This window comes from Aquabacterium humicola (assembly GCF_030167915.1).
Classification (GTDB): domain Bacteria; phylum Pseudomonadota; class Gammaproteobacteria; order Burkholderiales; family Burkholderiaceae_C; genus Pseudaquabacterium; species Pseudaquabacterium humicola.
The window spans coordinates 727,185-747,109 of the sequence record NZ_JARGNB010000002.1; the positions used below are offsets into that span (position 1 = coordinate 727,185).

Sequence of the window (19,925 nt, forward strand, 5' to 3'; positions counted from 1 at the left end):
ACCGGAGCCGACGCATGCCGCTGCCCCCCGTCCTTGCGAACCTGCCGCTGCCGATCATCGGTTCGCCGCTGTTCATCGTCAGCAACCCGAAGCTCGTGATCGAGCAGTGCAAGGCCGGCATCGTCGGCTCGATGCCGGCGCTGAATGCGCGGCCGGCGTCGCAGGTGGACGAATGGCTGGCCGAGATCACCGAGACGCTGGCCGCCTGGGACCGGGACCATCCCGAGCAGAAGGCGGCGCCGTTCGCGATCAACCAGATCGTGCACAAGACCAACGAGCGGCTCGAGCACGACATGGCGGCCTGCGCCCGCTACAAGGTGCCCATCGTGATCACCAGCCTGGGCGCGCGCACCGACATCAACGACGCGGTGCACTCCTGGGGCGGCGTCGTGCTGCACGACATCATCAACAACAAGTTCGCGAAGAAGGCGATCGAGAAGGGCGCCGACGGGCTGATCGCGGTGGCCGCCGGTGCCGGCGGCCATGCGGGCACGCGCAGCCCGTTCGCGCTGGTGCAGGAGATCCGCCAGTGGTTCGACGGGCCGCTCGCTTTGTCGGGCAGCATCGCCACCGGCGGCGCGGTGCTGGCAGCGCAGGCGATGGGCGCGGACTTCGCGTACATCGGCTCGGCCTTCATCGCCACCGAAGAAGCGCGCGCGAGCGAGGGCTACAAGCAGATGATCGTCGAGTCCAGCAGCGACGACATCGTCTACAGCAGCCTCTTCACCGGCGTGCACGGCAACTATCTGCGCGGCTCGATCGTCAACGCCGGGCTCGATCCGGACAAGCTGCCGGAGAGCGACCCCAGCAAGATGAGCTTCGGCGGCGGCACGGACGGCGAGATCAGCGCGAAGAAGGCCTGGAAGGACATCTGGGGCTGCGGCCAGGGCATCGGCGCGGTGAACCAGGTGGTGCCGGCGCGCGAGCTGGTCGCGCGCCTGAAGCGCGAGTACGACGAAGCGCGGCGCCGCCTGTCGCTGGCCTGAGCGAGCCTCTGCGCTGGATGACAATCGGCGGATGCCCAAGCTCCGCCAAGTCATCGTCAATGCCCGTCCCTTCGATGCCGCGAAAGGCATCGTCGGCCCCGTGTCGCGCATCGTCATCGAAGGCAACACGATTGCCGCGGTCAGCGCCGAACCGATCCAGGTCGATGACGCGACGGTGATCGACGCCGGCGGCCGCGTGGTGCTGCCGGGGCTGATCGACGCGCACGTGCACGTGGTCGCGTCGTCGCACGACCTCGTCGGCCTGACGAACCAGGTCCCTTCGCTGCTGGTGGCCGAAAGCACGCGCATCCTGCGCGAGATGCTGCACCGCGGCTTCACGTCGGTGCGCGATGCGGCCGGCGCCGACTTCGGCCTGCAGGAAGCGGTGCAGCGCGGGTTGTTCGAGGGGCCGCGGCTGTCGATCGCCGGCTTCCCGATCTCGCAGACCGGCGGCCACGCCGACATGCGGCCCAAGGGCGTGCGCAACCGCGAGATGTTCTGCGCCTGCGCCGGCCTCGGGCTCGTCGGGGCGATCGCCGACGGTGTCGGCGAGGTGCGGCGCGCGGTGCGCGAGCAGGTGCGCAACGGTGCCAACCAGATCAAGATCATGGCCGGCGGCGGCATCTCCAGCCCGACCGATCCGCTCGAAGGCACGCAGTTCTCGATGGACGAGCTGCGCGCGGCCTGCGAGGAAGCCGAAGCGGCGAATCTCTACGCGATGGCCCATGCCTATTCGCCGCGCGCGGTGACGCGGGCAGTGCAGGCCGGCGTGCGCTCGATCGAGCACGGCAACCTGATCGACGAGGCCACCGCGCGGGTGATGAAGGAACACGGCGCCTTCCTCGTGCCGACGCTGTCGACCTATGCCGCGCTGGCCGACGAAGGCGATCGCCTGGGCTGGTCGGCGGAGATGCTGGAGAAGCTCGAACGGGTGAAGTCGCGCGGCATCGACGCGGTGCGCATCGCGCGCGCCGAAGGCGTGCCGGTGGTCTTCGGCACCGACCTGCTCGGCCACATGCACCAGCGCCAGAACGGCGAGTTCGACCTGCGCCTGCAGGCCATGAGCCCGGTCGAGGCGCTGCAGAGCGCCACCATCGTCGCCGCGCGCCTGCTGCGCCAGGAGGGCCGCATCGGCGAGCTGCGTGCGGGGGCCTGGGCCGACCTGCTGATCGTCGACGGCGATCCGACGCAGGGTCTCTCGATGCTGACGAAGCCCGAGCAAGGGATCCACCTCGTGATGCAGGGCGGACGTACGGTCCGCAGCAGCCTCACGACCGCGTAGCAGAGGGGGGTAGGACCGTCCCACCCCGGCAAGACAAAGGGGCCCCGCAGGGCCCCTTCTTCATGGCGATGCCGGTTCAGTGCATCACTTGATCGAGGTGAAGCGCGCTTCGGGCCGGTCGTCCGAACGGTGCACCGTGGTCACGCCGGTCTTCATCGCCCACGGGCGCATCTGGTGGTGCAGTTGCAGCAGCAGGTGCTCGTCGCGCGTGCGGATCAGCGCTTCCTTGATCAGCGCATTGCGCTTCGGGATGTCGATCTCGGTCTTCATCGCATCCACCAGCTGGTCGATCTTGGCGTCGCTGATCTTGTTGAAGTTGAAGTTGCCGTCGGCACCGGTGGTCTTCGTGCGGATCAGCGACTGCAGCATGTACTGCGCGTCGTAGGTCGCCACGCCCCAGCCGAGCATGTAGGCCGAGGTGTCGAAGTTCTGGAACTTCAAGCTGTGCTGCGCCATCGGCTCGGCGATCAGCTTGTTCTTGATGCCGATCTTGGCCCACATCGACAGCAGTGCCTGGCAGATCTCCTCGTCGTTGACGTAGCGGTTGTTCGGGCAGTTGAGCTGGAACTCGAAGCCGTCGGGGTAGCCGGCTTCAGCCAGCAGCTTCTTCGCGCGGTCGGGATCGGGCTTCGGCGCCACGTCGATGTCCGGCGAATTGCCATTGACGCCCGGGGCCACCATCACGCCGGCCGGGATCGACAGCCCGCGCATGATGTTGCGCTTGATCGCTTCGCGGTCGATGGCGATCGACAGCGCCTCGCGCACGCGCTTGTCCTTGAACGGGTTCTTGCCCTTGACGTTCGAGTACTTCAGCTCGTCGCTGCCCTGGTCGAGCGCGATGTAGATCGTGCGCACCTCGGGGCCGTCGACGACCTTGAGCTTCGGATCCTGGCGCAGCTTGGCGACGTCCTGCGTCGGCAGGTCGGTCAGCATGTCGACGTCGCCGGCCAGCAGCGCGGCCACGCGGGTGGAGTCGGACTTGATCGGCGTGTAGACCACCTCGGTCACGTTGCCGAGGTTGGCCTTGTCCCACCAGTTCGGGTTGACCTTCATCGTGATGCGTTGATCGGGCACCCAGCCGAGGATCTGGTACGGGCCGGTGCCGTTGACGTTGCGCGACGCGAAGTTCTCTTCCTTCGCGCGGTAGTCCTGCACGTTGGTCGTGCGGTTCTTCTCCGACCAGATCTTGCTCATCATCCGGAAGTCGATGATGTTGCGCAGCAGGATCGGGTTCGGCGCGGCGAGGATCAGGTCGACGGTGTAGTCGTCGACCTTCTTGACCTCGTTGATGCCGGTCACGTAGATCTGCATCGTGCCCTGCGGCTGCTTGATGCGGCCGAAGGTGAAGACGACGTCGTCGGCCGTGAAGGGCGAGCCGTCGTGGAATTTCACGTTGCGGCGCAGCTCGAAGCGCACCTGCGTCGGCGAGATGTAGGTCCACTTCGTGGCCAGGGCCGGCTCCACCTCGTACTTGGCCGAGTAGCGGGTCAGGCCCTCGTACGCGTGCATCAGGATCGCGTTGGTCGTCGCGTGGTTCTGCGAATGCGGGTCGAGCGTGAGGATGTCGTTCTGCGCTGCCCAGCGCAGCGTCGTGGCCTGCACCGGCGTCAGCGCGAGGCTTCCGAGCACGGCGGCCGCGGCCAGCATGACCTTCGGATTCATGTGAGACAGCTCCTGTGGAGACGAGAAAGCGGGAATGCTAGTCGCTCGTCTAGACATGGCGTCACCGGAGAAGCCCGCGGGCGCGCTGTTGCGAAGATGTCGCGCAGGTGTCAGCCGTTCACGACATCCGGTGCGAAGGGCCCATCGCAGCCGTGGGTGCGTGGGACTACGCATGCCGCCTCGGGTTACTACGGTGGTACAGTCGCGCCCGAGACTTTCAGGTCCTTCCCGTCCCCTTGCTGGTATCAGCCAGTCAAGGCGGGTCGCAATCCGCCAACCGGTCGAGCCGGGAACGCGGAAGGTTTTCCAACCCATCATGAGCCTCGGAAACCGGGGTAAAGGTGAGCGAACGATGATGCAGCAGTACCGGGGCAACTCGTATCTGTTCGGCGGCAACGCCCCCTATGTCGAGGAACTCTACGAGGCCTACCTCGACAACCCCGGCAGCGTGCCCGACAACTGGCGCACGTACTTCGACAACCTGCAGAACGTGCCGGCCACCGACGGCTCGGACAGCCGCGACGTCGCGCACGCCCCCGTCGTCGAATCGTTCGCGCAGCGGGCCAAGGCCAATGCCTTCGCGCTGAAGACCAGCTCCGCCGACCTCGCCGTCGCGCGCAAGCAGGTCCACGTCCAGTCGCTGATCGCCGCCTACCGCTTCCTCGGCTCGCGCTGGGCCGACCTCGATCCGCTCAAGCGCACCGAGCGCCCGAAGATCCCCGAGCTGGAGCCGGCGTTCTACGACCTCACCGAAAGTGACATGGACATCACTTTCAGTGCGGCGAACACCTACTTCACGAAGGCCGAGAACATGACCCTGCGCGAGATCGTGCAGGCCTTGCGTGAAACGTACTGCGGCACCATCGGTCCCGAGTTCATGCACGTGACCGATCCGACCGAGAAGCGCTGGTGGCAGGAGCGCCTGGAGTCGATCCGCAGCAAGCCCAGCTTCAGCGCCGAGAAGAAGAAGCAGATCCTCGACCGGCTGACCGCCGCCGAGGGCCTCGAGCGCTTCCTGCACACCAAGTACGTCGGCCAGAAGCGCTTCTCGCTCGAAGGCGGCGAGAGCTTCATCGCGGCGATGGACGAGGTCGTGCAGCGCGGCGGCGCCAAGGGCGTGCAGGAGATCGTCATCGGCATGGCCCACCGCGGCCGCCTGAACGTGCTGGTCAACACCCTCGGCAAGATGCCGAAGGACCTGTTCGCCGAGTTCGAGCACACCGCGCCCGAGCACCTGCCGGCTGGCGACGTCAAGTACCACCAGGGCTTCTCGAGCGACATCTCGACCGCCGGCGGCCCGGTGCACATCAGCCTGGCCTTCAACCCCTCGCATCTCGAGATCGTCAACCCGGTCGTCGAAGGTTCGGTGAAGGCGCGCATGGACCGCCGCGGCGACAAGGAAGGCGACCAGGTGCTGCCGGTGCTGGTGCACGGCGACGCCGCCTTCGCCGGCCAGGGCGTCGTGATGGAGACGCTGGCGCTGGCGCAGACGCGCGGCTACTACACCGGGGGCACGCTGCACCTGGTCATCAACAACCAGATCGGCTTCACCACCAGCGACCCGCGCGATTCGCGCTCGACGCTGTACTGCTCGGACGTCGTCAAGATGATCGAGGCGCCGGTGCTGCACGTGAACGGCGACGATCCCGAGGCGGTCGTGCTGTGCACGCAGCTGGCGCTGGACTACCGTCAGGAGTTCAACAAGGACGTCGTCGTCGACATCATCTGCTTCCGCAAGCTCGGCCACAACGAGCAGGACACGCCGAGCCTGACGCAGCCGCTGATGTACAAGGTGATCGGCAAGCACCCCGGCACGCGCCGCCTCTACGGCGACAAGCTGGTGGCGCAGGGCGTGCTGCCGCCCGAAGGCCCCGACCAGATGGTCAAGGACCTGCGCGCCGCCTTCGACGCCGGCAAGCACACCGTCGATCCGGTGCTCACCAACTTCAAGAGCAAGTACGCTGTCGACTGGGCACCCTTCCTCGGCAAGAAGTGGACCGACGCGGCCGACACCGCGCTGCCGATGGTCGAGATCAAGCGCCTGGCCGAGCGCATCACCACGGTGCCGGCCAACTTCAAGGTGCATCCGCTGGTCGAGAAGGTGCTGGCCGATCGCGCGGCCATGGGCCGCGGCGAGCTCAACGTCGACTGGGGCATGGGCGAGCACCTGGCCTTCGCGTCGCTGGTGGCCTCCGGCTACGGCGTGCGCCTGTCGGGCGAAGACTGCGGCCGCGGCACGTTCACGCACCGCCACGCGGTGCTGCACGACCAGAACCGCGAGAAGTGGGACACCGGCATCTACACGCCGCTGGAGAACGTCGCCGACAACCAGGCGCCGTTCGTCGTCATCGACTCGATCCTGTCGGAAGAGGCGGTGCTGGGCTTCGAGTACGGCTACTCGTCGGCCGAGCCGAACACGCTGACGATCTGGGAAGCGCAGTTCGGCGATTTCGTCAACGGCGCGCAGGTCGTCATCGACCAGTTCATCGCCTCGGGCGAAGTGAAGTGGGGCCGCGCCAACGGCATCACGCTGATGCTGCCGCACGGCTACGAAGGCCAGGGTCCCGAGCACTCGTCGGCGCGCCTCGAGCGCTTCATGCAGCTGGCCGCGGACAACAACATGCAGATCGTGCAGCCGACCTCGGCGAGCCAGATCTTCCATGTGCTGCGCCGGCAGATGGTGCGCATGTTCCGCAAGCCGCTGGTGATCCTGACGCCGAAGTCGCTGCTGCGCGCGAAGGACGCGACCTCGCCGCTGTCCGAGTTCACCAAGGGCGAGTTCAAGACCGTGATCGGCCCGACGCGCACCGAGATCGAGCCGGAGAAGGTCAAGCGCGTGATCGCCTGCTCGGGCAAGGTCGCCTACGACCTGATCAAGAAGCGCGACGAGAAGAAGGCCTGGGACGTCGCCATCGTGCGCGTCGAGCAGCTCTACCCGTTCCCGCACAAGGCCTTCGCAGCCGAGATGAAGCGCTTCCCGAACTGCACCGAGGTCGTCTGGTGCCAGGACGAGCCGCAGAACCAGGGTGCCTGGTTCTTCGTGCAGCACTACATCCACGAGAACATGACCGACGGCCAGAAGCTCGGTTATGCCGGCCGTCCCGCGTCGGCCTCGCCGGCCGTGGGGTACGCGCACCTGCACCAGGAGCAGCAGAAGGCGCTGCTCGACCAGGCCTTCGGCAAGCTGAAGGGCTTCGTCCTCACCAAGTGATCTGACGCCTGGACGTCGCGGGCGCCTGCAGGCGCCGCGACGTGCTCGCGCGCGCAACGAACAACGCAGAGACCCGACATGGCAATCATCGAAGTCAAGGTTCCGCAGCTGTCCGAATCGGTGGCCGAAGCCACCCTGCTGCAATGGAAGAAGCAGCCCGGCGAAGCCGTGGCGATGGACGAGATCCTCATCGAGATCGAGACCGACAAGGTCGTGCTCGAGGTGCCGGCGCCCGCCGCCGGCGTGCTGGCCGAACACGTGGTCGCCGGTGGCGGCACGGTGGTCAGCGACCAGCTGATCGCGAAGATCGATACCGAAGCCGCGGCGGGCGCCCAGCCCGCAGCCGCCGCGCCGGCACCCGCTGCCGCGGCGGCCGCGCCCGCCGCCACGGCGACGGTCGCCGGTGGCAGCAAGGCCGACGTCGCGATGCCGGCGGCCGCCAAGCTGATGGCCGACAACAACCTCGCCGCCGGCTCGGTGCCGGGCACCGGCAAGGACGGCCGCGTCACGAAGGGCGACGTGCTCGGCGCCATTGCCGGAGTTGCCGGAGGTGCCGCCGCCGCGAAGCCCGTGGCCGCGCCCGCGCCGGTGGCCGCCGCGAAGCCGCTGCCGGCCGTCGCCGCGCCGGTCGCGCCGAACCTCGGCGACCGTCCCGAGCAGCGCGTGCCGATGTCGCGCCTGCGCGCCCGCGTCGCCGAGCGCCTGCTGCAGTCGCAGTCGTCGAACGCCATCCTGACCACCTTCAACGAGGTCAACATGGCCCCGCTGATGGAGATGCGCAAGAAGTTCCAGGAGAAGTTCGAGAAGGAGCATGGCGTCAAGCTGGGCTTCATGAGCTTCTTCGTGAAGGCCGCGGTGGCCGCGCTGAAGAAGTACCCGGTGCTCAACGCCTCGGTCGACGGCAACGACATCGTCTACCACGGCTACTTCGACATCGGCATCGCCGTCGGTTCGCCGCGCGGCCTGGTGGTGCCGATCCTGCGCAACGCCGACCAGATGACCTTCGCCGAGATCGAGAAGAAGATCGCCGAGTACGGCCAGAAGGCCAAGGACGGCAAGCTCGGCATCGAGGAGCTGACCGGCGGCACCTTCTCGATCAGCAACGGCGGCACCTTCGGCTCGATGCTCTCGACGCCGATCATCAACCCGCCGCAGTCGGCGATCCTCGGCGTGCACGCCACCAAGGACCGGGCCGTCGTCGAGAACGGCCAGATCGTGATCCGCCCGATCAACTACCTGGCGATGAGCTACGACCACCGCATCATCGACGGCCGCGAGGCGGTGCTGGGCCTGGTGGCCATGAAGGACGCGCTGGAAGATCCGGCCCGCCTGCTGTTCGACATCTGAGGACCCATCCGTGAGCCAATCATTCGACGTCGTCGTCATCGGCGGCGGCCCCGGCGGCTACATCGCGGCGATCCGCGCCGCGCAGCTCGGCTTCAAGGTCGCCTGCATCGACGAGTGGAAGAACGACAAGGGCGGTCCCGCGCCCGGCGGCACCTGCACCAACGTCGGCTGCATCCCGTCGAAGGCGCTGCTGCAGTCGTCCGAGCACTTCGAGCATGCCGGCAAGCACTTCGCCGACCACGGCATCGGCCTGTCGAACCTGTCGATCGACATCGCGAAGATGACCGCCCGCAAGGACTCGGTCGTCAAGCAGAACAACGACGGCATCCTGTACCTGTTCAAGAAGAACAAGGTCAGCTTCTTCCACGGCCGCGGCTCGTTCGTGAAGGCTGCCGACGGCGGCTATGAAGTGGCCGTTGCCGGCGCGGCGAACGAGACGCTCGTCGGCAAGCACGTCATCGTCGCCACCGGCTCGAATGCGCGTGCACTGCCCGGCGCGGCCTTCGACGAGGACCGCATCCTGTCGAACGACGGCGCGCTGCGCATCCCGTCGGTGCCGAAGACGCTGGGCGTCGTCGGCTCCGGCGTGATCGGCCTCGAGATGGGGTCGGTGTGGCGCCGCCTCGGCGCGCAGGTGACGATCCTCGAGGCGCTGCCGGGCTTCCTCGGTGCCGCCGACGAACAGGTCGCCAAGGAGGCGCAGAAGGCCTTCGTCAAGCAGGGCCTGAAGTTCGAGTTCGGCGTCAAGATCACCGGCGTCGAGCAGGCCAAGGACGGTGTCAAGGTGGCCTACACCAACGCCAAAGGCGAGGCCGCGTCGTTGGCGGTCGAGCGCCTGATCGTCTCGATCGGCCGCGTGCCGAACACGATCGGCCTCAACCCGGATGCGGTGGGCCTGAAGCTCGACGAGCGTGGCGCGATCGTCGTCGACGGCGACTGCCGCACCAACCTGCCGAACGTCTGGGCGGTGGGCGACGTGGTGCGCGGCCCGATGCTCGCGCACAAGGCCGAGGAAGAGGGCGTCGCGGTGGCCGAGCGCATCGCCGGCCAGCATGGCCACGTCAACTTCAACACCGTGCCGTGGGTGATCTACACCTCGCCGGAGATCGCCTGGGTCGGCCAGACCGAGGCGCAGCTGAAGGCCGAGGGCCGGGCCTACAAGACCGGCAGCTTCCCGTTCATGGCCAACGGCCGCGCGCGGGCGCTGGGCGATACGACCGGCTTCGTCAAGTTCATCGCCGATGCGAAGACCGACGAGATCCTCGGCGTGCACATCGTCGGGCCGTTCGCGTCGGAGCTGATCTCGGAAGCCGTCGTCGCGATGGAGTTCAAGGCCTCGGCCGAGGACATCGCGCGCATCTGCCATGCGCACCCGAGCTTGAGCGAAGCGACGAAGGAAGCCGCGCTGGCGGTCGACAAGCGCACGCTGAACTTCTGATCGCGATCGACCTGACGTCGTGGGGGTCCGCCAACTCTTCCAGGCGACGCTCGCCGAACGCGGCTACACCGCGGACCCGGCGCAGCTGAAGGCGATCGATGCGCTCGAGCGCTGCGAGAACGAGTGGGCGGACTACAAGGCGCGGCGCGGCAATGCGCTGACCAAGATCCTGATGCGCCCGCCGATTCCGCGCGGCGTCTACATGCACGGCGGCGTCGGGCGGGGCAAAAGCTTCCTGATGGACTGCTTCTTCCAGTCCGTGCCGTTGACGCGCAAGACGCGGCTGCACTTCCACGAGTTCATGCGCGAGGTGCACCGCGAGCTTCAGGAGCTCAAGGGCCAGCAGAACCCGCTCGACGAGCTCGGCAGGCGCATCGCGCGGCGTTTCCGTCTCATCTGTTTCGACGAGTTCCACGTCTCGGACGTCACCGATGCGATGATCCTGCACCGGCTGCTCGATGCCATGTTCGCCAACCGCGTCTCGATCGTCACGACCTCCAACTTCCATCCCGACGCCCTCTATCCGCACGGCCTGCACCGCGACCGCATCCTGCCGGCGATCGCGTTGCTGAAGGAGAAGCTGGAAGTGATCGGCGTCGACCACGGCGTCGACTACCGTCGCCGCACGCTGGAGCATGTCGAGCTCTACCACTGGCCGCTCGACGACAAGGCCGATGCCGCGCTGAAGAAGGCCTTCGACGAGCTCGCCGAGGCCCGCGACGAGGACCCGCTGCTGCACATCGAGCACCGCGAGCTGCGCGCGCTGCGCCGCGCCGGCGGCGTCGTGTGGTTCGACTTCGCGACGCTGTGCGGCGGTCCGCGCTCGCAGAACGACTACCTCGAGATCGCGCAGCAGTTCCACACGGTGATCCTGTCGAAGGTGCCGCAGATGCCGCCGCGGCTGGCCAGCGAGGCGCGGCGCTTCACGCTGCTGGTCGACGTGCTGTACGACCGCCGTGTCAAGCTGATCGTTTCCGCCGCGGTGCCGGCGGACCGGCTCTACCTCGAGGGGCCGTTGGCGCATGAATTTCCGCGCACGGTGTCCCGGTTGCAGGAGATGCAGTCGGCCGAGTACCTGGCGCTGGAGCGACGCGATGTCGATACGCGCATCGCTTGAACAGGCGCTGCGCGCGGGGCTGCTCGGCGTGGTCGTGGCGTTCGGCGGCGGCGTGGCGACGGGCGTGCATGCGCAGGCGGCAACGGCACCTGCCGCTGCGACTTCGGCACCTGCGGCTGCGGCCTCGGTGTCTGCAGCCTCGACGCCTGCGGCGGGCAACCACGCCGCGCAGCGGGCACGCATCGCCGCTGACCGGCGTGCGGCCGAGGCGCGCTTCGACGCTGCGCGCAAGCTCTGCGAGGACCGCTTCGCGGTCACGCCCTGCGTCGAGGAGGCACGGCGCGATCGCCGCCGCGCCCTCGAGCAGCTGGCCAGCCAGCAGGCGGTGATCGACGAGGCCGAGCGCCGCCGGCGCGCCGCGGAGCGGCTGGCCGGCATCCGCGAGAAGTCGCGCCAGGCCGACGAACGCGGCGTGGCGCCGGCGGCCTCGGCCGCCGCCCGGCCCCCGCGGGCGAGCATCGCCGCACGCCAGCCCGCGTCGGCGGCCGCGCCACCCAAGCCGGCGGTGAGCGCCGAGGAAGCCGCGCAGCGCCGCAACGAGCGCACCCAGCGCGAGCAGGAAGCGCAGGCGCACCGCGAGGCGGTCGAGCGGCGCAACAGCGAACGCGATGCACGCAAGGCGCCGGCGGCCGCGCTGCCGGTGCCCCCGGCGGCGAGCAGCCGCTGACACCGAAGCACCCGCGAGCAACCGCTAGCACCGAAGCACCGGCGAGCAGCCGCTGACTTCAGGCGTCAGCTCAGGCGATCGGATCGATGCGCACCAGCGCCAGCGACAGGTTGTCGCCGCCGCCGCGCGCCCGCTGGCGCGCTTTCGTCACCAGCATCTCGCTGGCCTCGCGCGGCGGCAGGCCGTGCACGATGGCGCCGAGCTCGCGCGGCGTGAAGTAGTGCCACAGGCCGTCGCTGCAGGCCAGCAGCGAATCGCCGTGCTGCACGCGCTCGACATGCGTCACCGTCAGCGGCGGGTCGGCCTGCGTGCCGAGGCAGCCGGTCAGCAGGTTGGCCTGCGGATGCGCATTGGCCTGTTCCTCGCTGAGCTTGCCTTCGTCGATCAGCCGTTGCACGTACGAATGGTCCGTGGTGCGGCTGACCATCTCGGTGCCGCGGAAGTGGTACACGCGCGAATCGCCGGCATGGGCGATGGTGCAGTCCAGCGTCGGCCCAAGCAGGAAGGCCGCGATCGTGCTGTGCGGCTCTTCCTCGGCGGTGATTGCCGTCAGCTTGATCATCAGGTGCGATTCCATCACCAGCTGTTTCAGCGTCTCGGCGGGGTCGTCCTTGGCCGGCAGGTAGCGCTCGAAGATCTGGCGCGCGGTCATCACCACCTGGTCGGAAGCCTTGCGGCCGCCGCTCTTGCCGCCCATGCCGTCGGCCAGCACCGCCAGCACGCAGCCGGGCACCTTGCCGTGCGCCAGGATCTCGACCTGGTCCTGCTGGTAGGCGCGGTCGCCGCGGTGCAGGGCGGTGGCGGCGGTCAGGCGGTGGGCAGTGGCAGTGGCGGCGGCGCTCATGACGCGGGACTATAAACTCGCGCGACCATGGCACCGGATGCGACCGACGAGGACAACCTGCATTCGCCGCAGCGGCGGCTGATCGAGCTGCGCATGGAGCATGCCGATCTCGACAGCCTGATCGATCGGGCGGCGGAGCAGAGCCCCGTCGACGAGCTCGCGCTGCGGCGCCTGAAGAAGCGGCGGCTCGCGCTGCGCGACCTGATCGCGCGGCTGGAGAACGAGGTCGATCCGCCGGAGCCCGCGTGAGCGAACCGACTGCGGCCCCCCCGACCGATCGTTCGCCCCTCGTCGACGCCACGCTGGAAGCCCTCGGGCCCGGCGGCGCGCTGGCGCAGTCCGATGCGGGCTTCGTCGAACGCTCGATGCAGCAGCACCTGGCCACCGCGATGGCGGAGGCGATCGACGACCGGGCGGCGCTGGTCGCCGAAGCCGGCACCGGGGTCGGCAAGACCTTCGCCTACCTGGTGCCGCTGCTGCTGTCGCAGCGCCGGGCGCTGGTGAGCACTGCCACCAAGAGCCTGCAGGACCAGCTTTTCCTGCGCGACCTGCCGCGCCTGCGCGATGCGCTGCGGGTGCCGGTTCGCATCGCGCTGCTGAAGGGCCGCTCGAGCTACCTGTGCCTGCACCGCCTGGAGCAGGCGCGCACGACCGCAACCCTGCCCGACCGCTTCGCGGTGCGCGCGCTCGCCCGCATCGAGACCTGGGCCGCCGGCACGGCCAGTGGCGATCTTGCCGAGATCGACGGCCTCGACGACCGCTCGCCGGTGATTCCGCTGGTCACCTCGACGCGCGACAACTGCCTCGGCACCGACTGCCCGTCGTACCAGCGCTGCCATGTCGTCAAGGCGCGCCGCGAGGCGATGGCCGCCGACCTGGTGGTCGTCAACCACCACCTGTTCTTTGCCGATGTCTCGCTGCGCGACAGCGGGGTCGCCGAACTGCTGCCGACCGTCGACGCGGTGGTCTTCGACGAGGCGCACCAGCTCGTCGAGACCGGGCTGCAGTTCCTCGGCACGACGCTGGCGACCGGCCAGGCGCTGGACCTGACGCGTGACATCGTCGCCGCCGGCCTGGCGCAGGCGCGCGGGCTGGCACCGTGGCAGGACCTGGCCGGTGCGCTCGACCGGGCGATCCGCGACCTCCGGCTGGCCTGCGCCGGGCCGTTGCGCGAGCTGCGCGGCATCGTCAAGCTGCGCTGGGACGAGCGCGCGCGGGCGCCGGGCTTCGCCCTCGCGCTGCAGGCGCTGGCGGAAGCCGCCGGTGCGGCGGCCGCGGCGCTGGCCGAGGTCGAAGCCGTCGGACCCGACTTCACGCGACTGCTCGAGCGCGCACAGGCGATGCAGCGGCTGGCCGAGCGCTTCGTCGGCGAGGCGGCGTCGGACCGCGTGCGCTGGATCGACCTCGGCCCGCGTGATGCCCGCCTCGTCGAATCGCCGCTGCACATCCGCGACCTGTTCACCGAGCAGCGCAGCGCGGCGCCGCGCGCGTGGATCTTCACGTCCGCGACGCTGGGCACCGACGACGAGCTCGGGTGGTTCTGCGAGGCGGCGGCGCTGGAGGACGCGCGCAAGCTGCGCGTCGGCAGCCCCTTCGACTACGCCGCGCATGCGCGAACCTGGGTGCCGCCGCGTTTCCCGAAGCCCAACGAAGCCGGCCATCCGGCGGCGGTCGGTGCGCTGGCGGCGCGGCTCGCGGGGCGCCTGGGCGGCCGCAGTTTCGTGCTGACGACGACCTTGCGCGTGCTGCCGCTGATCGCCGAGGCGCTGCAAGCCGCCAGCGCCGCCGCCGGCGACGGTCTGCAGGTGCTGGTGCAGGGCAGCCATCCCAAGCGCACGCTGCTGCAGCGCTTCCTCGACACGCCGCGCAGCGTGTTGGTCGGCTCGCAGAGCTTCTGGGAAGGCATCGACGTGCCCGGCGACGCGCTGCAATGCGTGATCATCGACAAGCTGCCGTTCCCGCCGCCGACCGATCCGCTGGTGCAGGCGCGCACGCGCGATCTCGAGCGCCAGGGCCGCTCGCCGTTCGACGAGTACTTCCTGTCGGAAGCGGCGATCTCGCTGAAGCAGGGCGCCGGCCGGCTGATCCGCAGCGAGACCGATCGCGGGCTGCTGGTGATCACCGACCCGCGGCTTCGGCAGATGGGCTACGGACGCAAGCTGCGCGCGGCGCTGCCACCGATGGGCACGCTGGATACCGAGGACGACGCGCTGGCCTGGCTCGATCAGCTGGCCGCGTCACACGTGGCTTAGCGGTGATGCAGGGCGCGTCGGGCGCCGATCACCAGAACTGCCACCAGCGGCGCTCGGGCGTCCGCACGCCGCCTTCGATGAACCTGCTGCTCGGGAAGTTCTTCTTCAGCACGCGGTCGGCGTCGTCGCGCAGCGCGGTCAGGCCCAGCTTCTCGTAGCTGGCAGCCATGATGTACAGCGCTTCCTCGACGGCCGGGGCCTGCTGGTAGTCGCGCAGCGTCTGCTGCGCGCGGTTGGCGGCGGCCAGGTAGGCGCCGCGGCGGTAGTAGTAGCGCGCGACATGCACCTCGTGCTCGGCCAGCGCATTGACGATGTAGTCCATGCGCAGGCGCGCATCGGCGCTGTACTTCGACGCCGGGAACTGCTCGACCAGCTGCTGGAAGGCCTGGTAGGCGTCGCGCGAGGCCTGCTGGTCGCGCTCGGACAGGTTCTGCCGCGCCAGCGAACCCAGGATGCCCATGTTGTCGATGAAGTTGACCACGCCCTTCAGGTACAGCGCGTAGTCCAGCGCCGGGCTCGACGGATGCAGCTTGATGAAGCGGTCCAGCGTCGCGATGGCCTGCACCCGTTCGGCGGTCTTCCACTGCGCATAGGCCATGTCGAGCATGGCCTGCTGCGCCAGCAGGGTGCCGGCGGCGCGGCCTTCGATGCGCTCGAGCGTCTTGATGGCGCGCTCGTAGCTGCCGGTGTTCAGGTCGTCGCGCGCGTCTGCATACAATTTCTCGACGTTCTCGCGGTCGTTCCCCTTCGGATCGGAGCCGCAGCCCGCCATCAGGGCCATCGCGGCCACCAGCAGCGGGGCGAGCAGCGCCTTCAGGCGCACAAGCTGGAAGATGCTCATCGTCGGCAGGCGCGGCGCGCCGTGAAGGGGCGCCGCCTTTCTGGCAGGAAGCAAAGCACGGGATTCTAATGTCCGATACCGAAGCGCCCGACCCGGCGCAGCCCGAGGCCGACGAGCCCGACGATGCCGCGGCCGACGAGGCCGCCGGCGAGTGGCGCGATGGCGTCGTCGACCCGGCGCTGCACGGCCAGCGGCTCGACAAGGGCCTGGTCGCGCTGGCGCCGGAGTTCTCGCGCAGCTACCTGCAGCAGCTGATCGCCGGCGGCCATGTGCAGCTCGACGGCGCCGTGCAGTCGGTGGCCGCCCGCAAGTTGCGCGCGGGGCAGCGGTTGCGCGTCGAACTGGTGCCGACCGCGCAGAGCCTGGCCTTCCGGCCCGAGGCGATGGCGCTGGCGATCGTGCACGAGGACGAGCACCTGATGGTGGTGAACAAGCCGGCCGGACTGGTCGTGCATCCGGCGGCGGGCAACTGGTCGGGCACGCTGCTGAACGGCCTGCTGGCTCACCACCCCGGCGCCGCGCTGCTGCCGCGGGCCGGCATCGTGCACCGCCTCGACAAGGACACCAGCGGGCTGATGGTCGTGGCCAAGACGCTGCCGGCAATGACCGGCCTGGTGCGCAGCATCGCGGCGCGCGACGTCCGGCGGCTGTACCTGGCGCTCGCGCACGGAGAGGCGCCCTGGGCGCAGCTGACCATCGAGGCGCCGATTGGCCGCGACCCGGTGTCGCGGGTGCGCATGGCAGTAGTCGCGGGTGGCAAGCCGGCGCGCACCGATGTGGAACGCATCGCCGTGCGCGACGGCTTCAGTGCCTTGCGCTGCCGGCTGCACACCGGGCGCACGCACCAGATCCGCGTGCACCTCGCGCATCGCGGCCTGCCGCTGGTGGCCGATGTCACCTACGGCGGGCGGGTCGCGCTTGGCCTGCAGCGGCAGGCGCTGCATGCGACCGAGCTGTCGTTCGACCATCCCTGCGGCGGCGGCGTGCTGGCCTTCACGGCGCCGTTGCCCGCGGACCTCGCCGATGCGTGGCATCGCATCGTCGATGCGTGAGCGCGCGGCGCCTGAGGCTACAATGCCGCCGACGAGCTGATGCGCTCCCCGATCGGAACCGGAAGTTCCGGTCCTTCGAGCCAGGCCACCCAGGAACACGCCAGGATTGGCGTCGAGGGCCCCGGGACCCGCAGCGAAGCTGCCATCCCTTCAGCGTCCCAGATATTGCCGTCGTGCAGCGCTTCGCAGTCTTGGCCTGCACCAGTCGATCCGCAACTTGGCGTTGATGACCGCCGCGCGTGAGCGCAGGCACCGATGAACAGAGGTTCATGAATACCCACGAGGCCAAGCGTGTCCTCGAGACCGCGCTGATCTGCGCGCAGCAGCCGATGCCGCTGCGCGAGATGCGCAGCCTGTTCGACGAGCAGGTCGGCGCCGACACCATTCGCACGCTGCTCGATGAGCTGGTGCGCGACTGGGAAGACCGCGGCGTCGAGCTCGTCGCGCTGTCCACCGGCTGGCGTTTCCAGAGCCGGCCCGAGATGCGCGTCTTCCTCGACCGGCTGCACCCCGAGAAACCGCCGCGCTACTCGCGCGCGACGATGGAGACGCTGGCGATCATCGCGTACCGCCAGCCGGTGACGCGTGGCGACATCGAGGACATCCGCGGTGTCACCGTCTCCAGCCAGATCGTCAAGCAGCTGGAGGATCGCGGCTGGATCGAGGCCATCGGTTATCGCGAAGCGCCGGGCCGTCCGGCGCTTTACGCGACGACGCGGCAGTTCCTCGATGACCTGGGCCTTGCCAGCCTCGACCAGTTGCCGGCCATCGAAGGGCCGCCGACCGCGGCCGCGCTGGATGCGGCCGCCGACGGACAAGCGCTGCTGCTGCCCGCCGACGGCCAGGGCGCGCTGCCGCTCGATGCGACGCCTGCGGCCGAGGCCGCGGCACCCGACGCAGTCCCCGCGGCCGAAGCGCCTGCGCCCGACCCGGCCGCAGCGGCCGACGCCGCGCCCCTCGAACCGGTGCCGGCCGCCGATGCCGCGCCCACGGACGCGCCCGCTGCGGCCGACGCCGCGCCGCTCGACGCAGCCGCCACGCTCCCCGATCCGACGTCCGTTCCCACCCCCGACGACTCTTCCCCCGCCTCGCACGCATGAACCCGCAAGACACCGATCCGCTTCAGCCCGAGGACACCGGCGCAGCCGCCGCCGAGACGGCGCCCAAGCCGCGCCGCCGTCGCACGACGAGCAAGGCTGCCGCAGCCGAGTCCGCCGCAGTCGAGTCCACGGCGCCGGACGCCCCGACCGAGGCCGCCGTCGCGGTGCCGGCGGCCGACCTGCCGCCGGTGGAAGCCGCCGAGGCCGCTGAGGCCGCGCCGGTCAAGCCCAAGCGCACGCGCCGCAAGGCCGTCGCGGCAGCCGAAGCGGAGGTTCCGGCCGAAGCGGCGGGGCCGACCGAGGCCCCGTATGTCGGCGCCGTGGCGCCCGGGGTGGCGGAGCCGATGCCGGTCGCGCCGATCGCGCCGGCCGCGCCGATGGCGCCGGCCCCTGCGTCGGTGATCGCCGCGGGCGAGCCGGTGGGACAGAAGCGCACGGCCGCTGCCGATGCCGAAAGCGCCGAAGGTTCGGGCGGTGCAGGGCCTACTGGTGGCGCGGAAGGTGGTGCTGCAGGTGGCGAAGCCGGTGATGGCCGCGAAAACGCCGAGGGCGCCGAGAGCGCCGAAGGCGCCGAGGAAGGCGAGGCCGGTGATGGCCAGCGCCGCCGCAACAGGCGCCGTCGCGGTCGGCGTGGGGGCGCCGATCGCGCAGCCGCCGAGGGCGCGCCCGCGGCCGAACCCGTGGTCGCCGCGGGCGGTGTCGACGAGGCCGATGACGAGGACGACGAAGACGACGAGCCGGCCGCTGCGCCCGCCGCGCCGCTGCCGCCGGTCGATGCCGGCGAAACCTTCGCCGACGTGCTGTCTGGTGCCTACGACGCGCTGCCGTCCGAGGATATCGAGGCCATTCCCGAGCGCCGCGTGCTGGCTGCCGAGCCGGACGCACCGAAGCTGCACAAGGTGCTGGCGCAGGCCGGAGTCGGCTCGCGCCGCGACATGGAGCAACTGATCGTCGAGGGCCGCGTCACGGTCAACGGCCAGCCGGCGCATGTCGGCCAGCGCATCTCGTTCGGCGACCAGATCAAGGTGGCCGGCAAGCCGGTCAAGGTGCGCATCGTGCCGCCGCTGCCGCGTGTGATCGCGTACCACAAGCCGGTCGGCGAGGTCGTCACGCACGATGACCCGGAGCGCCGTCCCACCGTGTTCCGCCGCCTGCCGAGGCTGCCGCAAGGCAAGTGGCAGTCGGTCGGCCGCCTCGACATCAACACCGAGGGCCTGCTGCTGTTCACCAACTCCGGCGAGCTCGCGAACCAGCTGATGCATCCGCGCTTCGGCGTCGAGCGCGAGTACGCGGTGCGCGTGCTGGGCACGCTGGACGAAGACAGCCGCGAGAGCCTGCTCGAAGGCGTCGAGATCGACGGCCAGCGTGCCGCGTTCAAGTCGATCGCCGACGGCGGCGGCGAAGGCGCGAACCACTGGTACCGCGTGGTCATCAGCGAAGGCCGCAACCGCGAGGTGCGCAAGCTCTTCGACAGCGTCGACCTCACCGTGAGCCGGCTGATCCGCATCCGCTACGGCTGCGTCGTGCTGCCGCGCGGCCTGAAGCGGGGCGTGTGGGTGGACCTGAACGAAGCCGAGGTGCGCGAACTGCGCCGCCTGTCCGGTGTCCGCGACGGTGGCCAGCCGCAGGCTTCGCAAGGGCCGCGCCAGAACGATGGTGGCGGCAAGGCGCGCCGCAACCGGCGCGGTCGCGGCGGGGATCGCAACGACCGCAATGACCGCAACGATCGCGGCGACCGCGTGGACCGCGGTGTTGACCGGGGCGACCGCTTCGAGCGCCGTGAACCGGGCGAGGGCGGCCCGATCCCGAACCCGCTGCAGCAGACCTTCGACAAGCGTGCGATCAAGGAGGCGCGCCAGCCGCGCCGCGAGTACTCCGAGGACGGCCCGATCCCGAACCCGCTCGAGCAGACCTACGACAAGCGCTTCGTGCAGAAGCAGCGTGGCTTCGGCGGCGGTGGTGGCGGTGGCCGCAACAAGCAGGGTGGCGACGGTGGCGGCCAGCCCGATCCGATGAAGACCTCGGTCGGCTACATCGGCGCCGATGCCTTCGTGCGCAAGTTCCAGCAGCAGGGCGGCGGGCGCGGCGGCAAGCGCCGCGGCGGACGCTGACCGACCGTGGTGCAT

15 protein-coding genes are annotated in these 19,925 nt (G+C 69.7%); 12 read left to right on the plus strand and 3 right to left on the minus strand.

The annotated features are described in order from the left end of the window. The first annotated feature begins 14 nt into the window (after positions 1-14). Both P1K89_RS13605 and P1K89_RS13610 read left to right on the plus strand, forming a co-directional pair. A complete protein-coding gene (locus P1K89_RS13605) occupies positions 15-986 on the plus strand; it encodes an NAD(P)H-dependent flavin oxidoreductase (protein WP_284616983.1) in 972 nt (323 codons plus the stop codon). Positions 987-1,017: 31 nt separating this feature from the next. After that, positions 1,018-2,268: a metal-dependent hydrolase family protein gene (locus P1K89_RS13610; RefSeq protein WP_284616984.1), complete on the plus strand. Its 1,251-nt coding sequence runs from the start codon at positions 1,018-1,020 to the stop codon at positions 2,266-2,268. 84 nt (positions 2,269-2,352) lie between these two features. Here P1K89_RS13610 and P1K89_RS13615 read toward each other — a convergent pair whose 3' ends face one another. Beyond that, positions 2,353-3,930, minus strand: coding sequence for an ABC transporter substrate-binding protein (locus P1K89_RS13615; RefSeq protein ID WP_284616985.1), 1,578 nt, complete (start codon positions 3,928-3,930; stop codon positions 2,353-2,355). A gap of 352 nt (positions 3,931-4,282) precedes the next feature. On the opposite strand from P1K89_RS13615, the gene P1K89_RS13620 reads away from it, so the two are divergent. From P1K89_RS13620 to P1K89_RS13640, 5 genes are all read left to right on the plus strand, one after another. Continuing rightward, the gene (locus tag P1K89_RS13620) at positions 4,283-7,141 is read left to right on the plus strand and encodes a 2-oxoglutarate dehydrogenase E1 component (RefSeq protein ID WP_284616986.1); all 2,859 of its coding nucleotides are present in this window, start codon (positions 4,283-4,285) and stop codon (positions 7,139-7,141) included. Positions 7,142-7,219: 78 nt separating this feature from the next. Beyond that, on the plus strand, positions 7,220-8,488 hold the full coding sequence (gene odhB, locus P1K89_RS13625; RefSeq protein ID WP_284616987.1) for a 2-oxoglutarate dehydrogenase complex dihydrolipoyllysine-residue succinyltransferase: 1,269 nt from the start codon (positions 7,220-7,222) through the stop codon (positions 8,486-8,488). Between the two features lie 10 nt (positions 8,489-8,498). Beyond that, positions 8,499-9,926, plus strand: a complete 1,428-nt coding sequence (lpdA, locus tag P1K89_RS13630) for a dihydrolipoyl dehydrogenase (RefSeq protein WP_284616988.1) — start codon at positions 8,499-8,501, stop codon at positions 9,924-9,926. A 19-nt stretch (positions 9,927-9,945) separates the two neighbouring features. Beyond that, on the plus strand, positions 9,946-11,043 hold the full coding sequence (gene zapE / locus P1K89_RS13635; protein WP_284616989.1) for a cell division protein ZapE: 1,098 nt from the start codon (positions 9,946-9,948) through the stop codon (positions 11,041-11,043). After that, complete coding sequence (locus tag P1K89_RS13640) at positions 11,021-11,710, plus strand: hypothetical protein (RefSeq protein ID WP_284616990.1); 690 nt, start codon at positions 11,021-11,023, stop codon at positions 11,708-11,710. Before zapE ends, P1K89_RS13640 begins: the two co-directional genes overlap by 23 nt. Positions 11,711-11,780: 70 nt before the next feature. Here P1K89_RS13640 and P1K89_RS13645 read toward each other — a convergent pair whose 3' ends face one another. Beyond that, positions 11,781-12,554, minus strand: a complete 774-nt coding sequence (locus tag P1K89_RS13645; protein WP_284616991.1) for a PP2C family protein-serine/threonine phosphatase — start codon at positions 12,552-12,554, stop codon at positions 11,781-11,783. A 27-nt stretch (positions 12,555-12,581) separates the two neighbouring features. Between P1K89_RS13645 and P1K89_RS13650 the strand changes: the two genes are divergently transcribed. Together P1K89_RS13650 and yoaA are read left to right on the plus strand one after the other, a co-directional pair. Further along, positions 12,582-12,803 (plus strand): YdcH family protein, encoded by a 222-nt coding sequence (locus P1K89_RS13650; RefSeq protein ID WP_284616992.1) that lies wholly within the window; start codon positions 12,582-12,584, stop codon positions 12,801-12,803. Continuing rightward, entirely contained in the window at positions 12,800-14,806 is a 2,007-nt protein-coding gene (gene yoaA, locus P1K89_RS13655; RefSeq protein ID WP_501040105.1) for a DNA repair helicase YoaA, read from the plus strand. Before P1K89_RS13650 ends, yoaA begins: the two co-directional genes overlap by 4 nt. 28 nt (positions 14,807-14,834) lie before the next feature. Here the strand turns inward: yoaA and P1K89_RS13660 are convergent, their stop codons facing one another. Then, the gene (locus P1K89_RS13660; protein ID WP_284616993.1) at positions 14,835-15,647 is read right to left on the minus strand and encodes an outer membrane protein assembly factor BamD; all 813 of its coding nucleotides are present in this window, start codon (positions 15,645-15,647) and stop codon (positions 14,835-14,837) included. A 68-nt stretch (positions 15,648-15,715) separates the two neighbouring features. Here P1K89_RS13660 and P1K89_RS13665 point away from each other — a divergent pair, with 68 nt between their 5' ends. From P1K89_RS13665 to P1K89_RS13675, 3 genes are all read left to right on the plus strand, one after another. After that, complete coding sequence (locus P1K89_RS13665) at positions 15,716-16,699, plus strand: RluA family pseudouridine synthase (protein ID WP_284616994.1); 984 nt, start codon at positions 15,716-15,718, stop codon at positions 16,697-16,699. 269 nt (positions 16,700-16,968) lie between these two features. Then, positions 16,969-17,799 (plus strand): SMC-Scp complex subunit ScpB, encoded by an 831-nt coding sequence (gene scpB, locus P1K89_RS13670; protein ID WP_284616995.1) that lies wholly within the window; start codon positions 16,969-16,971, stop codon positions 17,797-17,799. Further along, positions 17,796-19,910 (plus strand): pseudouridine synthase, encoded by a 2,115-nt coding sequence (locus P1K89_RS13675; protein ID WP_350081249.1) that lies wholly within the window; start codon positions 17,796-17,798, stop codon positions 19,908-19,910. Before scpB ends, P1K89_RS13675 begins: the two co-directional genes overlap by 4 nt. The last annotated feature ends 15 nt before the right edge of the window (positions 19,911-19,925 follow it).